This window comes from Bradyrhizobium sp. CW1 (assembly GCF_023100665.1).
Classification (GTDB): domain Bacteria; phylum Pseudomonadota; class Alphaproteobacteria; order Rhizobiales; family Xanthobacteraceae; genus Bradyrhizobium; species Bradyrhizobium canariense_D.
In genome coordinates this window covers 1,712,840-1,734,440 of sequence record NZ_CP064684.1, presented here as the reverse complement: position 1 = coordinate 1,734,440, position 21,601 = coordinate 1,712,840, and the positions used below count along the sequence as shown (strand labels likewise).

23 protein-coding genes and 4 pseudogenes are annotated in these 21,601 nt (G+C 59.8%); 16 read left to right on the top strand and 11 right to left on the bottom strand.

The genetic code is table 11. The features are described 5' to 3' along the window. Window positions 1-8 precede the first annotated feature (8 nt). The 5 genes from IVB54_RS08475 to IVB54_RS08455 form a co-directional block, all read right to left on the bottom strand. Window positions 9-665 carry a hypothetical protein gene (locus tag IVB54_RS08475; protein ID WP_204512180.1) on the bottom strand — a complete coding sequence of 219 codons (657 nt, stop codon included), beginning with the start codon at window positions 663-665 and terminating at the stop codon, window positions 9-11. 14 nt (window positions 666-679) lie between these two features. After that, on the bottom strand, window positions 680-1,174 hold the full coding sequence (locus IVB54_RS08470; RefSeq protein ID WP_026232626.1) for a type II 3-dehydroquinate dehydratase: 495 nt from the start codon (window positions 1,172-1,174) through the stop codon (window positions 680-682). Between the two features lie 32 nt (window positions 1,175-1,206). Then, the gene (locus tag IVB54_RS08465) at window positions 1,207-2,487 is read right to left on the bottom strand and encodes a TRAP transporter large permease subunit (RefSeq protein ID WP_085383158.1); all 1,281 of its coding nucleotides are present in this window, start codon (window positions 2,485-2,487) and stop codon (window positions 1,207-1,209) included. Between the two features lie 61 nt (window positions 2,488-2,548). Then, entirely contained in the window at window positions 2,549-3,058 is a 510-nt protein-coding gene (locus IVB54_RS08460; protein WP_085393958.1) for a TRAP transporter small permease, read from the bottom strand. Between the two features lie 76 nt (window positions 3,059-3,134). Then, the gene (locus tag IVB54_RS08455) at window positions 3,135-4,151 is read right to left on the bottom strand and encodes a TRAP transporter substrate-binding protein (RefSeq protein WP_018453915.1); all 1,017 of its coding nucleotides are present in this window, start codon (window positions 4,149-4,151) and stop codon (window positions 3,135-3,137) included. Between the two features lie 226 nt (window positions 4,152-4,377). On the opposite strand from IVB54_RS08455, the gene IVB54_RS08450 reads away from it, so the two are divergent. From IVB54_RS08450 to IVB54_RS08435, 4 genes are all read left to right on the top strand, one after another. Then, window positions 4,378-5,037 carry an FCD domain-containing protein gene (locus IVB54_RS08450; protein WP_085348502.1) on the top strand — a complete coding sequence of 220 codons (660 nt, stop codon included), beginning with the start codon at window positions 4,378-4,380 and terminating at the stop codon, window positions 5,035-5,037. Between the two features lie 58 nt (window positions 5,038-5,095). Further along, a complete protein-coding gene (locus IVB54_RS08445) occupies window positions 5,096-5,995 on the top strand; it encodes an SMP-30/gluconolactonase/LRE family protein (RefSeq protein WP_085393960.1) in 900 nt (299 codons plus the stop codon). Between the two features lie 968 nt (window positions 5,996-6,963). Further along, the gene (locus IVB54_RS08440) at window positions 6,964-7,893 is read left to right on the top strand and encodes a Ku protein (protein ID WP_247376469.1); all 930 of its coding nucleotides are present in this window, start codon (window positions 6,964-6,966) and stop codon (window positions 7,891-7,893) included. A 45-nt stretch (window positions 7,894-7,938) separates the two neighbouring features. After that, entirely contained in the window at window positions 7,939-8,667 is a 729-nt protein-coding gene (locus IVB54_RS08435) for a DUF72 domain-containing protein (RefSeq protein ID WP_085393961.1), read from the top strand. A gap of 104 nt (window positions 8,668-8,771) precedes the next feature. On the opposite strand, the gene IVB54_RS08430 is transcribed toward IVB54_RS08435, so the two are convergent. After that, on the bottom strand, window positions 8,772-9,041 hold the full coding sequence (locus IVB54_RS08430; RefSeq protein ID WP_018453910.1) for a hypothetical protein: 270 nt from the start codon (window positions 9,039-9,041) through the stop codon (window positions 8,772-8,774). A gap of 685 nt (window positions 9,042-9,726) precedes the next feature. On the opposite strand from IVB54_RS08430, the gene IVB54_RS08425 reads away from it, so the two are divergent. The 3 genes and pseudogenes from IVB54_RS08425 to IVB54_RS08415 all read left to right on the top strand — a co-directional run bounded on the left by IVB54_RS08425 (window position 9,727) and on the right by IVB54_RS08415 (window position 11,572). Beyond that, window positions 9,727-10,368 carry a DUF5343 domain-containing protein gene (locus IVB54_RS08425; RefSeq protein WP_247777164.1) on the top strand — a complete coding sequence of 214 codons (642 nt, stop codon included), beginning with the start codon at window positions 9,727-9,729 and terminating at the stop codon, window positions 10,366-10,368. Beyond that, a complete protein-coding gene (locus IVB54_RS08420) occupies window positions 10,365-10,880 on the top strand; it encodes a hypothetical protein (protein WP_247777163.1) in 516 nt (171 codons plus the stop codon). The genes IVB54_RS08425 and IVB54_RS08420 overlap by 4 nt, the downstream gene beginning before the upstream one ends. A 297-nt stretch (window positions 10,881-11,177) precedes the next feature. Next, window positions 11,178-11,572 (top strand): annotated as a pseudogene (locus tag IVB54_RS08415) (hypothetical protein). Between the two features lie 188 nt (window positions 11,573-11,760). Here the strand turns inward: IVB54_RS08415 and IVB54_RS08410 are convergent. After that, window positions 11,761-11,973: pseudogene (locus IVB54_RS08410) on the bottom strand (hypothetical protein); the annotation flags it as partial. A 475-nt stretch (window positions 11,974-12,448) separates the two neighbouring features. Here IVB54_RS08410 and IVB54_RS08405 point away from each other — a divergent pair. From IVB54_RS08405 to IVB54_RS08370, 8 genes and pseudogenes are all read left to right on the top strand, one after another. Further along, a pseudogene (locus tag IVB54_RS08405) lies at window positions 12,449-12,601 on the top strand (SOS response-associated peptidase); the annotation flags it as partial. A 158-nt stretch (window positions 12,602-12,759) separates the two neighbouring features. Then, window positions 12,760-12,969 (top strand): hypothetical protein, encoded by a 210-nt coding sequence (locus IVB54_RS08400; protein WP_247385951.1) that lies wholly within the window; start codon window positions 12,760-12,762, stop codon window positions 12,967-12,969. A gap of 320 nt (window positions 12,970-13,289) precedes the next feature. Then, window positions 13,290-13,652: a hypothetical protein gene (locus tag IVB54_RS08395; RefSeq protein ID WP_247777162.1), complete on the top strand. Its 363-nt coding sequence runs from the start codon at window positions 13,290-13,292 to the stop codon at window positions 13,650-13,652. 236 nt (window positions 13,653-13,888) lie between these two features. After that, window positions 13,889-14,374 carry a hypothetical protein gene (locus tag IVB54_RS08390; protein WP_247777161.1) on the top strand — a complete coding sequence of 162 codons (486 nt, stop codon included), beginning with the start codon at window positions 13,889-13,891 and terminating at the stop codon, window positions 14,372-14,374. Window positions 14,375-15,065: 691 nt separating this feature from the next. Then, on the top strand, window positions 15,066-15,656 hold the full coding sequence (locus IVB54_RS08385) for an RNA ligase family protein (RefSeq protein ID WP_247777160.1): 591 nt from the start codon (window positions 15,066-15,068) through the stop codon (window positions 15,654-15,656). Between the two features lie 88 nt (window positions 15,657-15,744). After that, window positions 15,745-16,105: pseudogene (locus IVB54_RS08380) on the top strand (hypothetical protein). A 2-nt stretch (window positions 16,106-16,107) separates the two neighbouring features. Continuing rightward, on the top strand, window positions 16,108-16,320 hold the full coding sequence (locus IVB54_RS08375; RefSeq protein WP_247336621.1) for a hypothetical protein: 213 nt from the start codon (window positions 16,108-16,110) through the stop codon (window positions 16,318-16,320). A 773-nt stretch (window positions 16,321-17,093) separates the two neighbouring features. Beyond that, window positions 17,094-17,801: a hypothetical protein gene (locus IVB54_RS08370; RefSeq protein WP_247777159.1), complete on the top strand. Its 708-nt coding sequence runs from the start codon at window positions 17,094-17,096 to the stop codon at window positions 17,799-17,801. A 183-nt stretch (window positions 17,802-17,984) separates the two neighbouring features. Here the strand turns inward: IVB54_RS08370 and IVB54_RS08365 are convergent, their stop codons facing one another. Beyond that, complete coding sequence (locus IVB54_RS08365; RefSeq protein ID WP_247777158.1) at window positions 17,985-18,503, bottom strand: AAA family ATPase; 519 nt, start codon at window positions 18,501-18,503, stop codon at window positions 17,985-17,987. 226 nt (window positions 18,504-18,729) lie between these two features. Here IVB54_RS08365 and IVB54_RS08360 point away from each other — a divergent pair, with 226 nt between their 5' ends. Then, window positions 18,730-19,344: a septation protein IspZ gene (locus IVB54_RS08360; protein WP_247777157.1), complete on the top strand. Its 615-nt coding sequence runs from the start codon at window positions 18,730-18,732 to the stop codon at window positions 19,342-19,344. A 720-nt stretch (window positions 19,345-20,064) separates the two neighbouring features. Here the strand turns inward: IVB54_RS08360 and IVB54_RS08355 are convergent. Genes IVB54_RS08355 through istB form a run of 3 tightly spaced genes read right to left on the bottom strand, consistent with a single transcriptional unit; the run spans window position 20,065 to window position 21,601 of the window. After that, window positions 20,065-20,382 (bottom strand): hypothetical protein, encoded by a 318-nt coding sequence (locus IVB54_RS08355; RefSeq protein ID WP_247532491.1) that lies wholly within the window; start codon window positions 20,380-20,382, stop codon window positions 20,065-20,067. A 1-nt stretch (window position 20,383) separates the two neighbouring features. Further along, window positions 20,384-20,707 carry a hypothetical protein gene (locus IVB54_RS08350; RefSeq protein ID WP_247777156.1) on the bottom strand — a complete coding sequence of 108 codons (324 nt, stop codon included), beginning with the start codon at window positions 20,705-20,707 and terminating at the stop codon, window positions 20,384-20,386. A 30-nt stretch (window positions 20,708-20,737) separates the two neighbouring features. Continuing rightward, window positions 20,738-21,601: an IS21-like element helper ATPase IstB gene (gene istB / locus IVB54_RS08345; RefSeq protein ID WP_346658833.1), complete on the bottom strand. Its 864-nt coding sequence runs from the start codon at window positions 21,599-21,601 to the stop codon at window positions 20,738-20,740.

Below are 21,601 nucleotides of genomic sequence, written 5' to 3'. Positions count from 1 at the left end.
CGTTGTCATCAGCCGAAATCTGCGATACGGGCCTCGAGCGCAAACATGCTTTGATAAACTTCCGGCTCGCTCGCCCCGGCCATGACGTCGGGGGCAATTTCCGCGGCTTTCCGCAAGGCGCCCTGCAACGACGCGACGTCGAGCGCCTCGATCAGCAAAAGCCCGGCAAAAAAGCCCTCGTTCTTCCGCATGCCCTTCTCGGTCGTCCGCACCGATGTCCGCGCCTCGTCGGTCGCGCCGATCTGCACCGCGGCAACCCCGTCGCACGCAACGAGCGCCTGAGCCAGACCCTGGGGATCCTTCGGCAACGTCTCGATCCGCAGCGGCACGATCGATGCGCCCTCGCCCCGCCCTCCCCGCGCAATCATGACGCCGCCGCCCCGCATGAAATTGCCAAGCTTCGGCATGATGCGCCGGGACCACGGCGTCGGTGCGTTGAGGCGCGCCAGATAAGCCTCGCCGTCGAGGACCTCCGGCGTCCCCAGCTCGTACAGAATGAAGAAGCGGTTGATGTCGTCCCTTGCCGCGCGGAAGACACGCGATGCCAGGAAGCCCTTCGTCGTCACGCGCTCGGTCGTGTGCTCACGCGTCAGCCAGTGCCGGTAGTCGGTCAGGTCGTGAGCCTCGACGTCGCTCCAGATGGCGAGAAATCCCGTGCCGCGCATCCCGCCCTCCATGCCTACGCCTTGCCGCCGGCCGCAAGCCCGTGCAGAGCTGGCGCGATGGTCGCAGGCAATTGCCCTAGCCGTTGGACCGCCGCGAGCATCGCGGCGAGATAACCATAGGGACCCAGGCCGCAAATGACTGCCGTGGAGGCGCTCGACGTGATCGAGTGGCGGTGCAGCTCGTCCCGCGCGTGGATGTTCGAGATATGCACCTCGATCTTTACACCCTCGAAAATCTTCAGCGCATCGATCAGCGCGATCGAGGTGAATGAATAGGCCGCGGGGTTCATGATGATGGCGTCCGCGTTGCCATGGGCGGACTGGATCAGGCTGACGAGTTCGCCCTCCATGTTCGATTGATGGAACGACATCGAAACCCCGAGCTGGTCGGCCAGCGCCTTGCAGCTCGCCTCGATCTCCCCGAGCGTCGTCGAGCCGTAGATGTGGGGCTCGCGGATGCCGAGGAAATTGAGATTGGGTCCGTTGAGGATCATGATCCTTGCGGCCATTTTGGCTTGTCCTTCTTTTGTTGCCGACGCGTCTAGCCGCTGAACCACTTGGCCGGGATCGTCACCAGCCCCGGGAATAGCACCATCGCGAACAGGACGATCAGTTGCGCAATCAAGAAGGGCCAGACGCCCTTGATGATGTCCTCCATGCTGATCCTGGAGACGCCGCAAACCACGTTCAGCACGATACCGACCGGTGGCGTGATGAGGCCGATCGCATTATTGATGATGAAGAGGACACCAAAGTAGACGGGATCGATGCCCGCCGCCTTGACGATCGGCATCAGGATCGGCGTGAGGATGAGGATGGTCGGCGTCATGTCGAGAGCCGTCCCCACGATCACCACCACGACCATGATCGCCAGCATCAGGAGCGTGTTGTTGCCCATGAAAGGCTTGAGCAGGGTGACGATCTGTGCCGAAATCTCGGACACGGTGATGAGCCAGGACGACACCAGCGCGGCTGCCACGAGAAACATGACGATGCTCGTCGTCAAGGCCGAGGAGACGAACACCTCGTAAAGCTGCGACAGCTTCAATTCCCGATAGATGCAGGTCGCAACGAACAGCGAATAGACGGCGACGACCACTGCGGCTTCCGTCGGCGTGAAGATGCCGAAACGCAGGCCGACCACGATGATGACCGGCAGCATCAACGCCCAGAAGCCGTCGACCACCGCTTTCACCATTTCCGAGAGCGATGCTCTTGGCGGGGGCGTCAGGTTCTCCTGGCGGACCACCCACCACCAGGCCAGGCAGAGCCCCGCCCCGAGCAACAGCCCGGGGACGATCCCGGCCAGAAACAGTTTCGAGATCGACACGCCCGCGGCGACACCGAAAATGACGAATCCGATGCTGGGCGGAATCACGGGCGCGATGATGCCGCCGGCCGCGACCAGACCCGCCGCATAGGATTTCTTGTGGCCCGCCGCCACCATCATCGGCACCAGCAGGGCAGCCAGTGCCGCGGCATCGGCTGCCGCGGAGCCCGAGAGCGACGCAAGGATGCAGGACGCGAGGATCGTGACGTAACCAAGGCCGCCGCGAAAATGGCCGACCGCGACGAGCGCAACGTTGACGATTCGCTTGGCCAAACCACCCTTGTTCATGACCTCGCCGGCGAGCATGAAGAAGGGAATGGCCATGAGCGGAAAGCTGTCCGCGCCGTTGATGACGTTCTGCGCCACGATCTGCGCGTCGAACATGTCGATCGTGCTCATCAGGGCCACGCCGCAGACGATCAGCGCAAAGGCGATCGGCATGCCCAGCGCCATGGCGCCGAGCAGCGAGAGGGTGAAGACGGCAATCGTCATGGCATGATCCCGGTGATTTTCAGGATGTGAGCGCCGGGCGGCACGATACGAGGAGACAGCATCAGTGCTCCTCCGATTCCCTGACGGCTACCATGTCGGCTTCGCTGGCCTGTCCGGAAATGACGCGGAACAGGTCGTAGAGAAGGATCACTCCGGCCGAAACGCCGAAGATCACGCCGACGCCATAGAAGATGCCGAGCGAGAGGCCGGTCGCCGGCGCGCGGTCGTCGATATTGATGATCGTCTGCCGCCAACTTCCCGAGAGCAGAAGCCAGTCGGCGAACAGCATCAGGACGTAGCTGACGATGAAGCAGATGCGTTTGCCGTAAGCCGGCAGCATCCGCACAAGGCTATCGACGCCGAGATGGGCGTGCTCACGCATTGCCACGACCGCACCGAGGAAAGTCAGCCAGACCAGGAGCCAGCGCGACAGCTCCTCGGAAATCGCAATACCGGAGTTGAAGCCGTAGCGCAGGACAACGTTGCCGAAAACCAGCACCACCATCACCGCAAGAAATGCGGCGATGATGCCCTTCAGCAGGGTGCAATAGAGGTCGAGAATTCGCGCCATGCGTGCCGTCCGGGCAAAGTCGGGTTCAGAGCCGGCCCACTGGCCGGCTCTGCCTCTTGCATGCTGACGAGGTCGACTATTTCACGTCCTTGCGGATGCGATCGAGCTCGTCGTTGAACAGCTTGACCGCCTCCGGCTTGAGATTGGCGGCAATCTTGTCGACGACCGGCTGCGCCGTCTTGCGCATCCGATCGAGCTCTTCCGGCGCGACGGTGTTGTACTGCATGCCCTTCGCCTGCAATTCAGAGAGGGCTTTTTCAGTCTGAAGGCGGGTCTGCTCCTTTTGATAGCCTCGGCTTTCCTCGTACGCCTCGCGCATCAGGCGCTGCTCGGTCGGCGAGAGCTTGTCCCAAAACGCCTTGCTCACGAGGATGATGTTCAGGGTGAAGGTGTGATTGGTGGCGGAAACGTATTTTTGCACTTCGTAGAACTTGTTGGAGAGAATGACCGTGAAGGGGTTCTCCTCGCCGTCGACTGTGCGGGTCTCCAGCGCCGAATAGAGTTCGCCGAAGGCCATCGGAACGGGATTGGCCTTGAAGGATCCGAAGGTCTCGAGATAGACCGGGTTCGGAATGACGCGGAGCTTGAGGCCGTTGAAATCCTCGACCTTGGTGATCGGCCGCGTGCTGTTGGTGACGTTGCGGAAGCCGAGGCCCCAATAGCCCAGACCGATCAATCCCTTCGACGGCAACGTATCGAGCATCGACGTGCCGAATTTTCCGGTGCCGAGAGCATCCGCCTGCTCGATGGTCTTCACGATGAATGGAAAGTCGATGAGGCCGAACTCCGGCACGACGGTTGCGAGCGACGTCGTCGAGGCCGACAGCATTTCCTGCGTGCCGCCGCGTAGCGCGGATTGCTGCTGCAGCTCGTTGCCGAGCTGCGAGGCCGCGAACTCACGAATCTTCATCTTGCCCCCGCTCTTCGCCAGCAGGATCTCCGCAAATTTCTGCACCCCCGCGCTGACGGGGTGATCGGTGTTGTTCAGGTGTCCCCACCTGATCGTGCGCTCCTGAATGTCCTCAGCGGATGCACCGACCGTCAGCGCCACGCAGATCGCCGTCGCAGACAGCGCCCGTACCAACAAGCTCATTTTGACCTCCCTGTTCGATCGGGGCACGACGGCGGCTTCAGCCATTCTTTTCTGCACCCTCAGGTCAATCAAAAAACATAACTACATTTTTTGGTCAAATGATAAATCGCAATTCATCTGATATTTTTGATTACGTCTGTTGGTAGGCGTCTGCTATATTGCTGGTAACAGTGATGGTTCGGCCGCCCACCACGGGCGTTGCGCGCATATTGCGGGATCGGAGAGCATGACGTCACTCGAGGGGCGCCCTTTGTCGGCGGGCGACAGCGGTTATCAGCGGATTCGATCCGACATCATTTTCGGCGTGCTGACGCCGTCCGGACGTCTCAAGCTCGACGCCATGAAGGAGGACTACGGCGTCAGCATCTCCACGCTGCGCGAGATCCTCAATCGGCTGACCTCGGAGGGATTCGTGGTCGCGGAGGGCCAGCGCGGCTTCGAGGTGGCGCCGATATCCATCCAGAACCTGCGTGAACTCGCCGGCCTGCGCATCCTGCTGGAGCAGCATGCAATGGCCGAGTCGTTTCGTGCCGGCGACGTCGAGTGGGAGGGCCGCGTGGTGTCCGCGCATCACAAGCTGGCGGCCACCGAACGCACCGTCCTCAAGGAGGGGGACGATCCCGAGCTGCGCAAACGCTACGACGGCGAATTCCACCAGGCTCTCATCTCGAATTGCGGTTCGCGCGAGCTGATGCAGACCCACGCGATCGTGTTCGACAAATATTTCCGCTATGCGCTGCGCTACCGCGGCGCAGAGACGATCAACCAGCACAAGGCGCTGCTCGAATGCGCCCTCAAGCGCGACATCAAAAGCGCCAAAACCGTGCTCACCGATCACATCAACGGGTGCGTCGCGCACGCCCTCGCCTCCTGGAACGAGGATTGATCGTCCGCGGCCTGACGTCGTTCGGAGACAGCGCTCGTCGCTGCAATCGGATTTCGGGATGACTCCTGACATGATTCCCGCATATCGGGTCGAGACCGCGGTCGCCGCAGGCGACATCCTCGGCGAGACGCCATTGTGGTGCGACCGCTCCCGCAAGCTGTGGTGGGTCGACATCGACCGGCGGCTGCATCAATCCTTCGATCCGGCGACCGGCGCGCATCAGGTTGTTCCGTACGCGTGCAACTTCCTCGGCAGTCAGGCCTTGACGGCAGATGGCTCCCACCTGCTCGCGCAGGATCTGGGGCTTTATCGCCGCGCGTCCGATGACGATCCTCCAGGTCAGCTCTGCGAGGTCGAAAGCGGCCCCGACAATCGCCTGAACGACGGGCGCGTCGACGCGCGGGGCCGGCTATGGATCGGCACCATGGACAACCAGCTGCATCGGCCGAACGGAGCGCTGTATCGGGTGGAGGCGGACGGCCGGACGGTGCGCATGTTCGGCGACGTCATCGTGACGAACGGAATTGCGTTCTCACCCGACAATCGCACGCTCTATTTCACGGATACGAGGCGATACCGCACCTGGCAATTCGACTTCGATCTCGATAACGGCGTGATTAGCAACAGACGGTTGTTCGCGGATTACAGCGCCTCCGGCGAGAGGCCCGACGGCGCGTGCATCGACATTGCGGGCGGACTGTGGACCGCATTCTTCTCCGGCGGCCGGGTGGTGCGTTATCGGCCGGACGGCCGGATCGATACCGTCATTCGGGTGCCGGCGACCAATCCGACCTGCGTATGCTTCGGCGGAGCCGATCTGAAGACCCTGTTCGTGACGACGGCGAGAAAGTTTCTTGATCGCGAGCAACTGGGCCGCGAACCCCAGGCGGGTCATGTTCTGGCCATCGATGGCATCGCACAGGGACTTCCAGAACACCGCTTCGGCAATTCATCCTGAGCGCCTGCCACCGAGACGTCGCGGCACATGACGCGACCAGGCATTCAAACAGCGGACATGATTTCTCGTTCTCGCGGCGCGTTTCGCCCGAGCTTTGCTTCGTCACTCCGCCCTCATATCCAAGAGGGCGCAGGGAAGGCCGGGTGCCGGCTGGCACCCGCGGTCCGCTGCGCGAAAAGCACACGCAGGAAAACCGCACAGCAGCATACAGGTGTAGCCAATCACTCGGCCTTCCCTGCGCGACGGTTGGACGGCTTATGCCGTGCTCTCCCGGGAGCCGAGTTCTCTTTGGCCTCCCTCGCCTCGCGAATTTGGATGATGCTGTCTGCCCGGTTGGGCTCGCACACACCTCCGCGAAAGCTTGACCGTAGCAACGACGGCCAGGACCACACGGTTTTGCCGTACGCACGGCCCGCCATTTCGCCGCAGTTTTTCCAGCCCTGTCGACGAAGCCGAAAACTTACAGGCGAGACGAAGCCTAGCAGCGCCGCTCGTCCGCACGCGGTTGCGGGCTCACAGGGTCTACCCGCCCTGCCCGCACCATCTCGTACCGACGCTGCCGCGTCCATCGCAAGCCCGGCTCGCAATCAAGACGACAACGAGATCGCCCCTCAAGGATGAGCCGGGATGAGCGACACATACGCCGTTTCCGAATTTCGGTAAAGTGGAATATTTTTGCGGAGAGGGATTGACGGGAGAAGGGTGTGTTGCCCGACGGGCTGGGTTGCCGCTTCCCTAGAGCAAGGGATTGGCCGTTTTCCACAGAGGTCTAATCACCGCGGAGTGCCAGGGATTGCGTCACCGATACACGTTCTTATTTTGTTCGTTGGGTTAAGACTGCCCGCCATCTATTCCGGGCGCTTGACCGGGATCTGGCATCAATTTGCGGTGGACACCTGCGGGCGGTGTCGGAACTGTGTCGCGCCGTTCGTCTTGAGTCCAAGTCCCCTTATGGAGTTTTGCGTACCATGGCCCCCCGCGCGAACTGGAAAGGCTTTTTGCGTCTCTCGTTGGTCACCTGTCCCGTGGCGCTCTACCCAGCTACGTCGGAGAGCGAGAAGATCTCCTTCAACCAGCTCAACCGTCAGACCGGTCATCGGATCAAGTACCTGAAATTCGACGCCGACACCGGCGACGAGGTGCCCAACGAGGACATCGTTAAGGGCTACCAGCTCGAGAAGGACCAGTTCATCGAGGTGACCAAGGAGGAGCTTGAGGAGATCGCGCTGGAATCCACGCGGACCATCGAGATCGATGAGTTCGTAGACAAGGCCGAGATCGATCCGCGCTACCTAATTCGCCCCTACTACATCCGTCCGGACGGAAAAGTCGGCCACGACGCCTTCGCGGTCATCCGCGAGACCATCCGCGAGATGAACAAGGTTGCGATCGGGCGCGTGGTGCTCACCAACCGAGAGCACATCATTGCGCTCGAGCCGATGGACAAGGGTCTGGTCGGCACCTTGCTGCGGTATCCCTACGAGGTTCGTAGCGAGCAGGAATACTTCGACGAGATCCAGGACGTCAAAGTGACGAAGGACATGCTCGATCTGGCCAGGCACATCGTGAACCAGAAGGCGGGATCATTCGAGCCGGAGAAGTTCGAGGACCATTATGAAAGCGCGCTGATCGAGCTCATCAACCAGAAGCGCACCGGCAAGCCGATCGTGCCGAAGGATCGGCCGAAAGGCGAGAACGTCGTCGATCTGATGGACGCGCTACGCAAGAGCGTCGGCGGGGCGGCAGCAAAGACCGAGGCTCCGAAAAAGCCTGCCAAGAAGACGAAGAAGGCTGCCGCGGCTCAGAAGGAGATGCTGATGCCGATCGCCGGTAAGAAGCTGGCTAAGGAAGCGGCGGCGAAGAAGCCGACAGCAGGGACGCGGCGGAAGTCGGCGTGAGATTGTGAAACATCCGGTGATACCCGATGGCAGTTTCGGACTGACATGGAAGAGGCCGCGCATGTCAAGGCTGAGCTGCGGCTCGGCACAGCGGGATGGAATGTTCCGCGAGTCTGCAAGGAAAGAGTTGGCGGGGTAGGTAGCCAGCTTGAACGCTACGCGCGGGTGTTGAACGCCACCGAGATCAACTCATCATTTCATAAGCCGCACCGGCGTTCGACCTATGAGAAATGGGCGAACGCGACGCCAGATGATTTCCGCTTTTCGGTAAAGGTGCCGAAGTCTGTTACTCACTCGTCACAGCTTGCGCAGGGTGAACTCGATCGGTTCATCGAAGAGAGCGCCGGACTTGGTGCGAAGCTCGGGGTTTTGCTCGTTCAGTTTGCGCCTCGCAAAATGTTCGTTGAGTCCGATGCGGAGTTCCTGTTCCGCGCGCTGCAGGAAAAGACCTCAGCCGCTCTCGCGTGCGAGCCGCGTCACGTCAGCTGGTTTACGCCCGAGGTCGGCGCCTGGCTCGGGGAACGTCGGATTGCCCGTGTCGCCGCGGATCCGGCGCGGGGGCCCGATGCCGACCTGCCGGGCGGGTGGCCTAGTCTGCGCTATTTTCGATTGCATGGAGCGCCGCGCATTTACTACTCCGCGTACGACGGGGCGTTCCTGCGATCGCTGAAGCTGCGGCTCGGTGCTGCGTCGTCATCTAGTGAGACCTGGTGCATCTTCGACAACACCGCAGCCGGCGCAGCGATCGAGAACGCACTAGACTTGCTCGCTTGAAGGGCCTTTTGGCAATAGTCCGCTGATATCCCTTACGTCGTCCAAGTTTGCCAAAGGCGTTTGAGGCTCGCACGCCATTCGAGCGGCGCGACAGCGCAGGGGACTTAATCGGGACGTGGCGGGCACTCCGGGCACGTATCGCCGATCGAATGCAAAACCTCGCGCACTTGCCCGACGGCCTGATCCGGAGATAAGCCCTCGGGTGGCTCCTGCCTGGCTATATCCAATGCGTGCTCGCGTGCATGCGGGTCGGCCCGGTCCTTCGCCCAGCCGTGCTCCTCGCATTCGTGGATGGCGCCCGCCTCCTGCAGCACGCTGAGCGCCCAGCCGCGCAGCGTTCGGATCGCCGGCCGTCTTTCCTTCGTCATCAGCATCGAGCTTGCTCCTGCCCGGACGAATCCTTTGGCCCGTCTTCTCGTTCCGAGCGGTTAGCACGCAGCAGGGATTCGCAATCGGCAGAGCTGAGGTTTGTCCCCGTGTTCCGCGGCTCTGGCACAATCGCGTCGGCTGCAGCACGGCTCAGCCGTAGGGTTCTGCCCGCTGAGAAGCGGCCACGCTTCGACTCCGGGCGCTAAACCGCTAAATGTACCCCGCCGTCTTCCCCTCCGCAGCGCGTAGCTTCATGCTCGCCAGCTTGCGAATTGGTGGGACTAATGTGGTACCAAGAGAGTCCGAGGATCGCAGGTTAGCAGGAAGTGCCTGATTTTTTGGTAGCGGGAGAGCGCTACCCACGTTACCCCCGACCGTTTTCGGCCGAGTTCTTGGTCTCCGTGGCCTAACGGTTGGCGGTAGCTGGTGTGCCCTCCCTTCTCTTGTGGGAAAATGGGGTTCTGCCTAACCGACTGAGATCGGGGGGAAACCGAAATCGGTGTCCGTATAGTGTCCTTGCGCCACGGCTCCCTATCGTTCACTAACGGCCCGCGCGGCGGTCGCTACGTCCCCTCGCTTGATTAGACGGACGATCCCTCGCGGATTGCTGTGTGAATAACGCTCGCTCCACTATTGCGACTCACGCGATAGTTGCATCCTCCTCGGCGAAAATATTGAGGAGACAACCCATTGCCGTCTTATCCATATACGCCCGTCACGGGCAAGTTGAAAACTTTGCTTCAGAAGGTACGTTCAACCGGCGTTCCGCCGAAGCTCGCAACGGCTCATCTCAAGTCTCTTGGTTTTACTTCGAGCAACGACGCATCCATGATTGGTGTGCTGAGGTTTATCGGTTTAATCGATGGTTCGAGCATTCCGACTCCATTGTGGAGTGAGTACCGAGGGCAGAAGCACCGAGCAGTTCTTGGGAAAGCAATAAAGCAAGGTTACGCCGATTTATTTGCCCTTTATCCGGACGCAAATGCGGCATCTGTGGCCGATCTCACCCATGTGTTCAGCACAAGCTCCACTGGGGGAGAACAAGTCATCAGGCAGACAGTTCAGACGTTCAAAACCCTTGTTGAAGAAGCCGATTTTAGTTCGGCCGGGGGGAATGCCCTATCGACTGGTCCTTTGCATGCTCCAGCAGCGCCATCAATGGCACCTGCGTTGCCAGGGCAGAATTCTGGATCATCATTGCCACATCCGGCTGTGCACATCGACATCCAAATCCACATCTCACCGGACTCATCTTCGGAGCAGATCGATAAGATTTTCGAAAGTATGGCGAAGCACCTTTATGGATCGAAGCCGGTAGCCCAGCAGTCATGACCTCAGCGCGGAATATTTTCGCGGCGGCTCAAGCGATCAACGCCGATGTTGAGCGGGAATTGGGTCCTCCAGAAGAGGGTGTCGCGCCGACTTCGCATTTCGTTATCATGAAGTCTCTCACCTACGACACGCGCAGTTACATTGCGCAGATCGCACAGCAGATCAATGGGTCGTATGAGAAAGGATGGTACGACGCTTGCGCAGTTATGATCAGGCGGCTAATCGAAACGCTCATCATCGAGACCTTTGAAAAGCACGGGGTAGCGCACAAGATCAAAGGTCTGGGTGGAGATTACTTGTTCCTAAAAGACTTGATCACCGCGACGTTGAACGAGACTGAATGGAGCCCGAGCCGGAACCTCAAGGCACCGCTCCCGAAACTCAAGGATGTCGGCGACAAGTCGGCCCACAATAGGTTCTTTGTCGCCAAGCGTGGCGACATACAACCATTGATCGCTGACATTCGGAGTGTCGTTCAAGAACTCTTGTTTCAGAGTGGCTTGAAAAAATAAGAGCACGCCCCATGAAATCGCGGCCACGCCGACCTTGACCAGATCGTAAGCGATAGCTTCTTCGGCAAGAAGCTCGATCAAAAGGACCAAAATTACACGGTTGGTGCAGCGTCAGTTCTCAAAGCATATTTGTTGAAGGATTACACCACTTCGGTCGGCAACTTGCCGCTCGTGCCGCAACTATCCGCACCCACGATGCCCAGTAGCCTGTCCCGAGATCGATCCCCAACGGATTGATAGTTTGCGCGCCGCCTAAAGCCGCGCTTTCATAAAGCATGGGTACCAAGTCGAGAGACCATCTACGGCGGTTCAGTCCGAGCATCAGCAGAGCGGGCCGCTGAGGCGCGCAAGGTGACCGACCAGGCTCGCTTGCGAAGCGTGGAATAAACGCATGCTCGGCCATCTGGGACCCGCGCAGCCGTCCCCGGCACTCGGCGACGTGCTCAACGCCGGTTACCTGTATCTTGAAGTGAAATACCTCGGCTGCGACACCCATCAGACCATCGCGCTGGATGACGTCCGACGGCCCAAGACGACGCCGATCCCAAGAGTTGGAGCGGTACATGCGGTGCAAAGGATTGTTCGGAGGTGCGGCGCTAATCCGTGCAAGCGCAGCCATCTCGTCGCACTGCGACCGACGAAGATTTCAGCGAGCGACCCCGCCGTCGACGTGGTGGCCGGGAGAGTGGTGAAGTGCCTAGCTTGGGCGTCTTACTGCACTCCGGCCGACTCTTCAACAGCGTGCTCGTCTTCTCCGCAGCGTCATGCGCTTTTATTTAGCAGCAGACTTCCTCAACGCTGGAATTTCTAAGCCGCGAGACCCGACCGATCCATTCGAGCCGATGGCGATCACAGTTTGGGTGTCGATACCAGGCGTCCAAGATGGAAAATCGGCCGCCGAGATCGTCTTGATTCGGTCGGCATGCAGTGACCAGTCACGCAGAGACTGTAATGCGCAGAATTTTCGCTTTGCTGTCTCGGTGGCCACCCCCTCGTCGGCGGCGTCGATCTCGATAGAACTCTGGCAGACCTCGCGCTCGCGGCCGTTATTGCCAAGCACGTCTTTCATGAAGCAGACGAGAAATCGTGACATGGGAGCCTCCTGCTACGCTGTTGCTACGGCGACCGGCCACTACGTCCGCGTCAGCAACTCGCTCGCATTTGCTTTTCATATTCGGTTATTGCACATTCTAGGCTGTGGCCTCAGTTCGCCTTCGATCCAGCCCAGCGCCCCGGAGTTCAATGGGTCAGTGTCCACCTGCATTTGGTCGATGCGACCGCAGCTTGTGCAGCGGAGTGTCCAGTGCTCAAAGCCCGCGCGGGCCGCAGCAATACGCTGGACTTCCATTGGAGCTTGGCTAGCAAGCACCTGCGCCTCATGGTTCGGCGCTGCGGCAATATAGGTTTTGAGGCTCGGACATAACGCACCCGCTTTATAGGCCGGGAGCGCAACACTCTCAGTCACCGAACGCAGCCAAGGGGTCGAGGCGGTGATGCTGAAAGGGTGCGCTTTGTGGGGCGGCCCCGCAAGTTAATTCGGGTCAAGCAGGGCGCGGGGAAATGATGGCGTGTGCAATCTCTATTGGATCACCACGAACCAAGAAGCCGTCCGCGCGCTGTTTCGCGTGATCAAGCGCTACGTCGGCAACCTACCGCCGATGCCGGGCGTGTTTCCCGATTATCCGGCCCGACCGCCGCGCACAGGCGGTCCACCTGTCACCATATCCGCAAAACGCGCCCAATTTGGCCATGCCACGGGCTTGCTTTAGTTCGTTCCCAACCCGGAACGCGATGAAGCAATAGTCGCGGGCGTCGCACATCGACTGACACGACGAAACATATTTCATTCTTAGTTCAATATGATCTGCGGGGGCGAAAGATGTTTGATGTCTATCGCAATGACAAGCGCGACTTGCTCGTTCTAAGTACAGGCTCTGCCGTACCCGTGCTTTACTCTGCACATAAGTGGCGCAAGAGCAGAAAAAGAGTTCTCAAGGTCAGCCACGAAATCAAGTCAGCCGTTCAGGCACGGGGCTATTACCTCCGCAGCCTGCGGGCGAGCAAGGAGCGAATGATCGAGGTCGAGTAGGGCCGCCGGCCGGTGTTCTCCACTTGCGATCTCTATTTGATCACCACCAACCAAGCCGCCGTCCTAACGCTCTTCCGCGTGGTCAACCGCTACGTTGGCAACCTTCAGCCGATGCCTCTGGCAGCAGCCACCATAGCCCTTGATTTCGGGGAACCGCGACCTGACCACCTGAGTTTATTCGCGGGGCGGACATGGAGGTCACCCCATGTGGACGCTACTAGTACTGATTGGAACCGTGCTGATGACTATCGTCGTCGTCCTCGGTCTCTTTAAAGCGGCTGGGCTGAAGCGGCTGGAAGATTTGATCCCCACAAAGACGGATGATCCTGACCGTCTCCGGCAGGAGTAAGGCCGCCTTGGCGGCCCTTGTCCACACCACGACAGGCAGTAGCTCGCCGCCGATCCGACCTCCTACCAATCGACAATTTGCCAGCCGCGCGTGGCCCCGCTTTGATGGCGGCATGGCGACCGTCCGCATCCGCAAGCATGAAGCTGTGCCGCAAACCGGCAGTTACGAAGTCTGCTTCGGCGACGGTCGGCCGAGCGTCTATTTCTGTTGGGACGATATCGCCGGACGGCGGCTCGGGCCTGACCGGCTGACCGGGGCAGAAGCGCTAGAGAAGGCCCGGGCACTCGCGAGAGCGGAGTCTAGCTCGCTATCGAAAGACGAAATGAGCAAATAGGAACGAGAACTGCGGGCGGTTGTTGAAGGGCCGCCGGTTCCCAGCCCAAGCCGGCGGAGCGGCCCCGGCCCTAATCAGAGTTTCCCTTGAAGCCGGGGCCGTCTCTTCGCCAACAGAGGCCCGCCGGCGTGAACCGCCAAACGAAATGAAATAGGCCGCCAACTGAGGCCGCCTCAATGCCTTGTATGGTACCTCACGATGGCCACTCGGCGCGCGTGCTCCCAGACTTCCAAATCGTGGCCGTCGAGCAATTTGGCGGCTTGCTGTTTAGCCTCATCCTCATCCGCACAATTCAGTTTATGCACGCCGATGATATGCCCCTCATCGTTGAGGATGTAAGCGCGGCAGCCCATGACATTCGTTCCATAAACGGAACGATTATGCCCGGCGACCGGCCGCTGAAGTCAAATCAGGCGATTGTGATTTGCGGCGGAGCAGCTAGGGCGAGCGGTCAGTTGGCGGGCCACCGACTACTCTTTACTCTCGGTCCATGTCTGCTCACCGCACTGGCACTTGAACATGCGAACGATCCCACCGGTCTGGGTGTTGAGCATCTTCGCCGCAAAGATCGGCTGGCGGCCACACTGATTGCACGGCTTCACTGGATTTGGCTGATAGCTGGAAAAGACTTCGTTCTTAAAATCGCGGTCCACAGTGCTGCCCTCGCGGAGGACTCACTAAGTACCAGAGTGTACACAAGTTCCAAATGGCCTAACTTATAGGCGCCCCCCGAAAAGAGAGCAGCATCAGGCCGCCAACTGAGGCGGCCGTACTTCTAGGTGTTCCGCTTATAAATACACGCGCGAGGAACGAACGAAGATTTATTAAAATCACAATCTGTTCTCGCCCGGAGAACAGCGGGGCCGTCAGCGTGAACCGGCACGCAAAGAGGCCGCCAGCGAGGCGCCTCTTGTTGCGCGCCGAAATGCCAAAACTGGCTACATGCGGCCGCCGCGACACGTTTCCCTATAGCGGCGACAGTTACCTTCACCTTGCTCGCCCAACCGATCCTTGTTGAGACACGCGGATCGTAGCTCGCCGCAAACATCTTGCCGGACGGGCCGTTGGCACGTCTCGCGATAGCGACGACAATTTCCTTCGCCTTGCTCTCCCAGCCTATCCTTGTTTTCGCAGGCAAGGCGCAATTGTTCACATTGTCCACCGCCTCTCGCCCGGCGGCCGTCATCCACCCGGACCCCGCCAGGTCCTATTTCGATAGATTGTGAAAAAGCTGAAACTGGGAACACTGAAAGAGCGGCAACGGCAGCCACTGCGAGTGCTAGTTTGCGCATGTCTTACAACTCCTTGGCGATCAACCCCTTGGGACTCAGATGACCGAAGCTGAATGGGAATGCCCTTGATTGCCGGTTGTTCCCTACTCCCAAAACGCCCGCAAAGCTCTATCTGTGGCAAATGCGTATGGCGTACGAGCTCTGCCTGGCGACCCCCGGCAAACAGGTCCCCTTAGGGCCGGACTGGATCCACGAAGTGAAGCAGGACGGCTACCGGATGCTGGTCATCCGGGAGAACGAGCGCGTGCGGCTGTTCTCTCGCAACGGCACCGACTGGACCAGGCGCTATCCATGGATCGCCGAGGCCGCGCTCAAGAACCGCGAGAAGCATTTCGTCATCGACGGCGAGGCCGTGGTGCTCGGCGTCGATGGCGTCTCCGACTTCAACGCGCTGCACAGTCGCAAGCACGAGCACGAGGTGCAGCTCTACGCCTTCGACGTTCTGGCCATGGCCGGCGATGATCTCCGGCAGCTCCCGCTGCACCTGCGCAAGACAAACCTGGTGCGGCTGCTGGCCCGCCGGCCAGACGGGATCACCGTCGCGCCGTTCGAGCGCGGCGAGATCGGGCCGGAGCTGTTCCTTGCGGCGTGTCGCATGGGCCTTGAAGGTCTCGTGTCGAAGCACCGCGATCGGCCATATCGCGGCGGCCGGCAGAAGCACTGGCTCAAGGTGAAGAACCGCAGCCATCCCGCGATCGGACGGGAGCTTTGAAGGAATTGGTCGGGCCTATGGCGTAGGCCGAGCCCACGGGAACGATGAGCCAGCAGCGTCATTGCACCTTCTGAGTAGGAGTTGCGTCATGCGTCATGCGCCGTCGATCGTGCCGCTCGATCGGCTCGACCGGGACATTTACCTGGTGCTGGAGGACTTCGGCGCCCGAGCCGGCTGCTCCTGGCGCGAGACCGACGAGCAGGACACCGATCGCGAGACCGTGCTCCGCGACCTCATCTCCGGCCAGTATGCCTATCCGGTCCCGGATTGTCGCCTTCAACGCCACTGAGGGGTGGTCGCGCGACGCGACCGGCGAAGTCGCAGATGAGCTTGGTGAGCGCGCCGCCGGCAACACCGAGATCACGCCGGCCTTGCGGGCCTTCATCGAAGCGAATGCTAGCCGGCCCTTTGCGGTCCAACTGGCGCTTCCATTACCGGGAGCTGCGTGAGCATGGCGCGCCTCACCCCCGCCGAGAAGATCGAGCAGAGCTATGACGACGCCATGATCGCGCTGGCCGACTACCTCACGCGCGACTGCGATGCCGAGACCACCGTCGACCGGCTGCTCCGCATCCTCGATCGCGACAGCCTCCGAGATGCTATCACTGAGGTCTTGGTCGATGCGCGGGTGCATCCTAGGCCGAGGGCGGATGTGCTGGAATAGACGGAGCGGCCACGCGGCTTACCGGCTGAAACGGAACAAATAGCACACCTATGGTTCCGGTGGCTCTGACCTACGCTGGTGCGAGAGCCGTTGTGCCTCCTCGTTTTGGACCTGTTCAAGCAAATCGAGGGTGGCGGCAAGGCCAGCGTAGGTTCGGGACACGTTTAAAAGCAGGTTGGCGACCCGCTTTGTCGTACCTTCAATGTTGGCGCGTGCTCGATATTCAGCCGCGAGCTTGCGGCACTCTTCAGAGCTTTGCCGTGCTGCCCTGATCATCCGCACCCGCCCACATGTCCCAAGCGCATGCTTACCGATTTGGATTTCTCAGTGCACGTCAAATCCGACTAAAGAGCTACATACGAAGGTTTAGACGCTGCGATTGCGGCCGACCGAACAATGATTTGGGCGCGGGTGTCCGCATGGGCGAAGAGCTGAAATCCGAAGTGAATGAGCACCGCAAGCGACTGCTGCCGGTCAAAAGCGTCGGTCTAGCGCTCAACTGCAAACTTCCGGTCTACCGCTCTGAGCCGACATGTAGCGGCACCGCCCCAACGGTAGCGATGGGCCACAAGCCGACATTCAAACCTGCTCCGTTTGCACGCAAACTCGCTGAGGCGAGAGTCCCCCGAAGCGACCTTCTTGCCGAGGTAGGAATCCATGTTAACGGAGCGGCACAGCCGGAGTTAACCAGTTAGACAATCTCTGGTGGTACCAGATCCTTATGGATCGTCCGACTCAAGCGAGTGACGCTTGATCGCAGCGCGAGGCGTTCGGTGACGCAGGCAAGGTGGCGAAGCTATCTCCGCATCGTCGCGATAGGGCTGGTGGCTATCGCTGTTGCGGGTTGTTCTAAGAGCTATCGGTACAAGCTGACAGTTGCGGTCAATACGCCGGACGGCGTCAAGCACGCGTCGAGCGTCGTTGAGGTGTTGGTGGAGAATGTCATCTTTCCTGAGCGCGGCACTTTTAGCAATTTGCGCGGCGAAGCCCTTTACCTCGATCTGGGCTCAGGCGCGAGGCCCTTGGTCGCGCTGCTGACAAACCAAATTCGCGGGTACTATGGCTGGACCCGTTATGCAGGACCGAACCTTGAGTTCGTGTGCGAGCTTTATAACATGGCGCCGCCGACGAACATCATGGATGCCGTGGCCACAATCGCCCGCCAGCGCGGCCCGCGCAAGATTGACTCGGGACGATTGCCCGATCTCGTTACTTTCGCCGACGTCAATAATCCTGGGTCGGTCATCCAGGTCAATCCGGACAACTTGCAGGCAACGGTAGGTCCGGGCGTGAGCTGGAATGAAATCACGCTAGAGGTGACTGATGAGCCCATTACAACGGGCATCAAGTCTCGGTTGCCCTGGTTATCTGCCTATCGTGGCAAGAGACTGGATGGCCGTACAGATCATGGCAAAAACACTCTCGCAAATACCCTGACCACCGCCGACTTTGCTCAGCCCAGCGGCATAGAGAAAGACTAGCGTTCTGGTTCTCCGGCAGCCGAACCGGTTCTGACTGAGCCTTGATCGTCACTCAGGACAGTTATCGAAGTCCGTTCCGGGTCATGAGCACCCTTCGGAGTGGCCGCCGGTTGCTTCCGGTCTACTCCCATGAGCCGACCACCGGGGACGCCGCCTAGAGTTCGCATTCGGGCCAACTGCAGACTACCCGATCTCATCGCGAACATATGTCTCCGCCTGTTCGATCAGGTGATCGAGGGAACCGTTGGCAGTATCAAGCAACAAATGGTCTCGATCCCAAGGCTCATATTGTCGGCTCACTATTTCGTCCCAGGTTGGCAGGCTGAGACCATCGATATCAGACGTGCGGCTCTGTACCCGCTGCCGATGCAAAGCCACATCGCTGCAAATCACTTCGATTTCGACGAGGCGTGCCGACCTGTGCAAGGCAGTTTTTCGCCAGCCCTCGCGGCTTGCCTGCACCGGATTTACGCAGTCCGCGATAACCACGCGGCCAAGCTCAAGGTTTTCAGCCGCCAGGGCATTAGCTATGGTGTAGCCCATTGGTCCAATTGCCTGGCCCCCCGCACGCAAGGTCTGTTCAATCGCGTCGATGCGAAGATACGTAGCCGCGAGCCGTCTTGTCAGCCCGCGAGATACAGTGGTCTTCCCGGTGCCGGGAAGACCGCCGAAGACTATGAGGATAGGTGGTCGATCCGCCATGCCTCATCATCCATCGGCGTGCCGAGGTCCGCAATGGGTCAAAAGCGCCGGCTTGAGCCTCAGCCGGTTGTTTCCCGTCTAACCCCAACTCCGGACATGTAGCCGCGCCGCGCAAACTGTCGCGAAGGGCCACAAGTGGAGAGACCGCGTGATCGATAGGACTTGCCTCAAACCAACCCATGGTTGAATCTGGAAGAAGCGAAGCCTCGGACTGGGAGCCGATTCGGTGTCAGATTTTTTGAGGACGGCCAAGTTTCTGCTTCTTGATCTTTCCTCTACGATTTTCTTCGTGGTGCTGCACCTCCTGACGCACAATACGGTCTTATCGGTTGTTCTGGGCTCGGCTTTAGGGGTGATCCAGATCATAGTTCAGCTTATTCGAGGGAGGCCGGTCCACAGCATGGAGTGGTTGAGCCTCTTTCTGGTCCTCGCCGCAGGTTCGGCGACCATCGCCACCGACGATCCGCGCTTCGTGCTGTTCAAGCCAAGCGTTATTTACGGGATCGTAGGAGCCGTGATGCTTAGGGCGGGCTGGATGATCCGCTACCTGCCGGCGATTGCAAAGGCGGTCTCTTCCGATGTCGCTATCGTCGTAGGTTACTGTTGGGCTGCTCTCATGTTCCTGTCCGCCGCCCTTAATGCACTGGTGGCCGCGGTCTGCACTGTCCAGACTTGGGCGATGGTCATGCCGATCTTTGGCATCGCCAGCAAGGGGGCTATTTTTGTCGGCGGCTTCCTTGCGATACGGCTTACGACGATGCGCCGTATCCGGGCGATGCCTGCTAACGAACGTGAAGTTCTGCTCGCTGCGGCGGGGACGCCTATGGTCAAGTCGGCTTAGGGTCAATCGGGTCGGGCGGCACCTCAGCTCGGCACTTCCGGTCCACCCCTGGCACCAGACATGGCGCAGCACTGCGCCAGCTGACGCGATGAGCCAGAAGGCGACATTGGAGAAATGAAAGAGGCCGCCAACTGCGGCGGCTCGGGGCATTCTTGACGCGGGAGGTCAGTCCTTCAACCCGAGACTTGAGCAGTACCACCAGATGTCATTGCCCCTCCAAGACATCTTCATCGCATCCGCGTGGCAGTCGGAATACGTTTTGTATTTGAACACGTTCTTGCAAGTCCCAAAAGCTGGCCAAACTCCGCTGCCGCATCCGGGACCGCTGGCGACAGCTATCCCGCCGGTAGGTGGTGGTCGCCGATTGTCAGCATTGGCGGATGCAATCGACAAGGCAGCGATAGCTAAACTCACAGCAAAGACCAACGAGATTTTCATGGTCGTTCCCCTTCGAGGTTAACCACAACTATCAAGCGTAGTATATAACACGCTCCACCAATTAAAACTCCAGATTTGCGGGAGACAGGAGCAAAATGGGTACGACCGTCATGACCGCTTCGGGTCAAAACCTGCCCTAATGGCACGGCCGGAGAACGTCTCCCAGTCCCCCGGAAGCGGACGTGGCTTGAGTTTGGCCGTCCGGTTCACCTCGCCTCTAGGGCGCGAACTAGCGGCAGCGGAATAAGCAAGGGATGTTCGGAAGGCTGGCCGCTGGACGGGTCAATCGCTTCGGTTTGCCCCTCCGCCAATGACTTCCGGTATACCCCGGGTGAACGGACATTGGCCCGATACCCGAGCCTCCGCTGAGAAGAATTGTCTGTATGCCTTCGCATCGAATGCTTCCGATTCCCAGGGCCAGTCGAAACAGCAAACATGGCTGCCCCCGTACCACAGAAAGTAAGCCGAAACGGTGCTGCCGCCGCGATCATCATCGTTTTCGTCTAAATAGATTTCCCATTCGACAATATCGCTCAGCAGCATGCCCTTCGATGCGAGGAATTTCGCAGCAGCTACCTTTGCTTCCCGCGCTGTTTGCACGTCAATGCGCTTTCGATTTGAGGGCTAAAGTCCAGCTTGAACTTGTCCCTGGCTTGTCGCGAGTGGTGCTCACATTGCAATGCCAAATGCCGCCGTCAAACGTCACCATCATTCCGCGCGAGTAGTCCTTTGGTGCTTGCCAGCTTCCCTGATACCGGATGCCGCCGCCAGTTTCGAGTTCGCGAATCCGCGTCTGTAACGGGGCGATGACCTTGCCAACGAAATCTGCGATGATCGGCGCAATAGCGGACATAAGGTCGGGTAAGTCGGCGGTTCGTATTGGTCTAGCGAGTTGTTCGGCAGTGAGGTCGGCGGGCTTTTCCATCGCTTTGCTGCTCAACGCCGCTTTTGCGTGTCAATCGGCGTTCAAATTTGACCCCGTATCGGCGTCCAATTTTGACCCCTTCGAGCGGCGGGTTTTGGCGGTAGCGCTCGCACCGTCGGAGCTGGTCGGGGTTGCGGAGACGGTGCGAGCGCGGGTTGCGTGATCGTCGTCGCGGCTTTTGAAGCGCCAGCTGTCGTTGCCGGTCTCGACGATGTCGCAATGGTGGGTCAGGCGATCTAGAAGCGCGGTGGTCATTTTGGCGTCGCCGAAGACGCTGGGCCATTCACCGAACGCGAGATTGGTGGTGACGACGATGGACGTGCGCTCGTAGAGCCGGCTGACGAGGTGGAACAGGAGCTGGCCGCCGGATTGGGCGAACGGTAGATAACCGAGTTCGTCGAGGACGATGAAGTCCATCCGGGTCAAATGCTCGGCAATCCGACCTTGCCGTCCATTGCGGGTCTCGATCTCCAGACGGTTGACGAGGTCGACCACGTTGTAGAAGCGGCCGCGGGCACCGGATCGGATGCAGCTTCTGGCGATTGCGATGGCCATATGTGTTTTGCCGGTGCCGGTACCGCCGATCAGCACGGCGTTACGTTGCTGGGCGATGAAGCCGCCGCCGGCGAGATCATTGACCAGCGTCTGGTTGATGGGTGTGCCTTCGAACTGGAAGTCCTCGAGATCCTTGGCCAGCGGCAGCTTGGCGATGGTGAGCTGGTACTTAATCGAGCGGGCCTGCTTCTCGTTGATCTCGGCGTTGAGCAGGTCGCCGACAATGCGCTGGGGTTCGTGCTGGCGTTTGACAGCGGTCGCCATGATCTCGTCGAAGGCAGCCTTCATGCCGTAGAGTTTGAGCTCGCCCATGAGGTCGAAGAGTTGAGTACGTTCCAT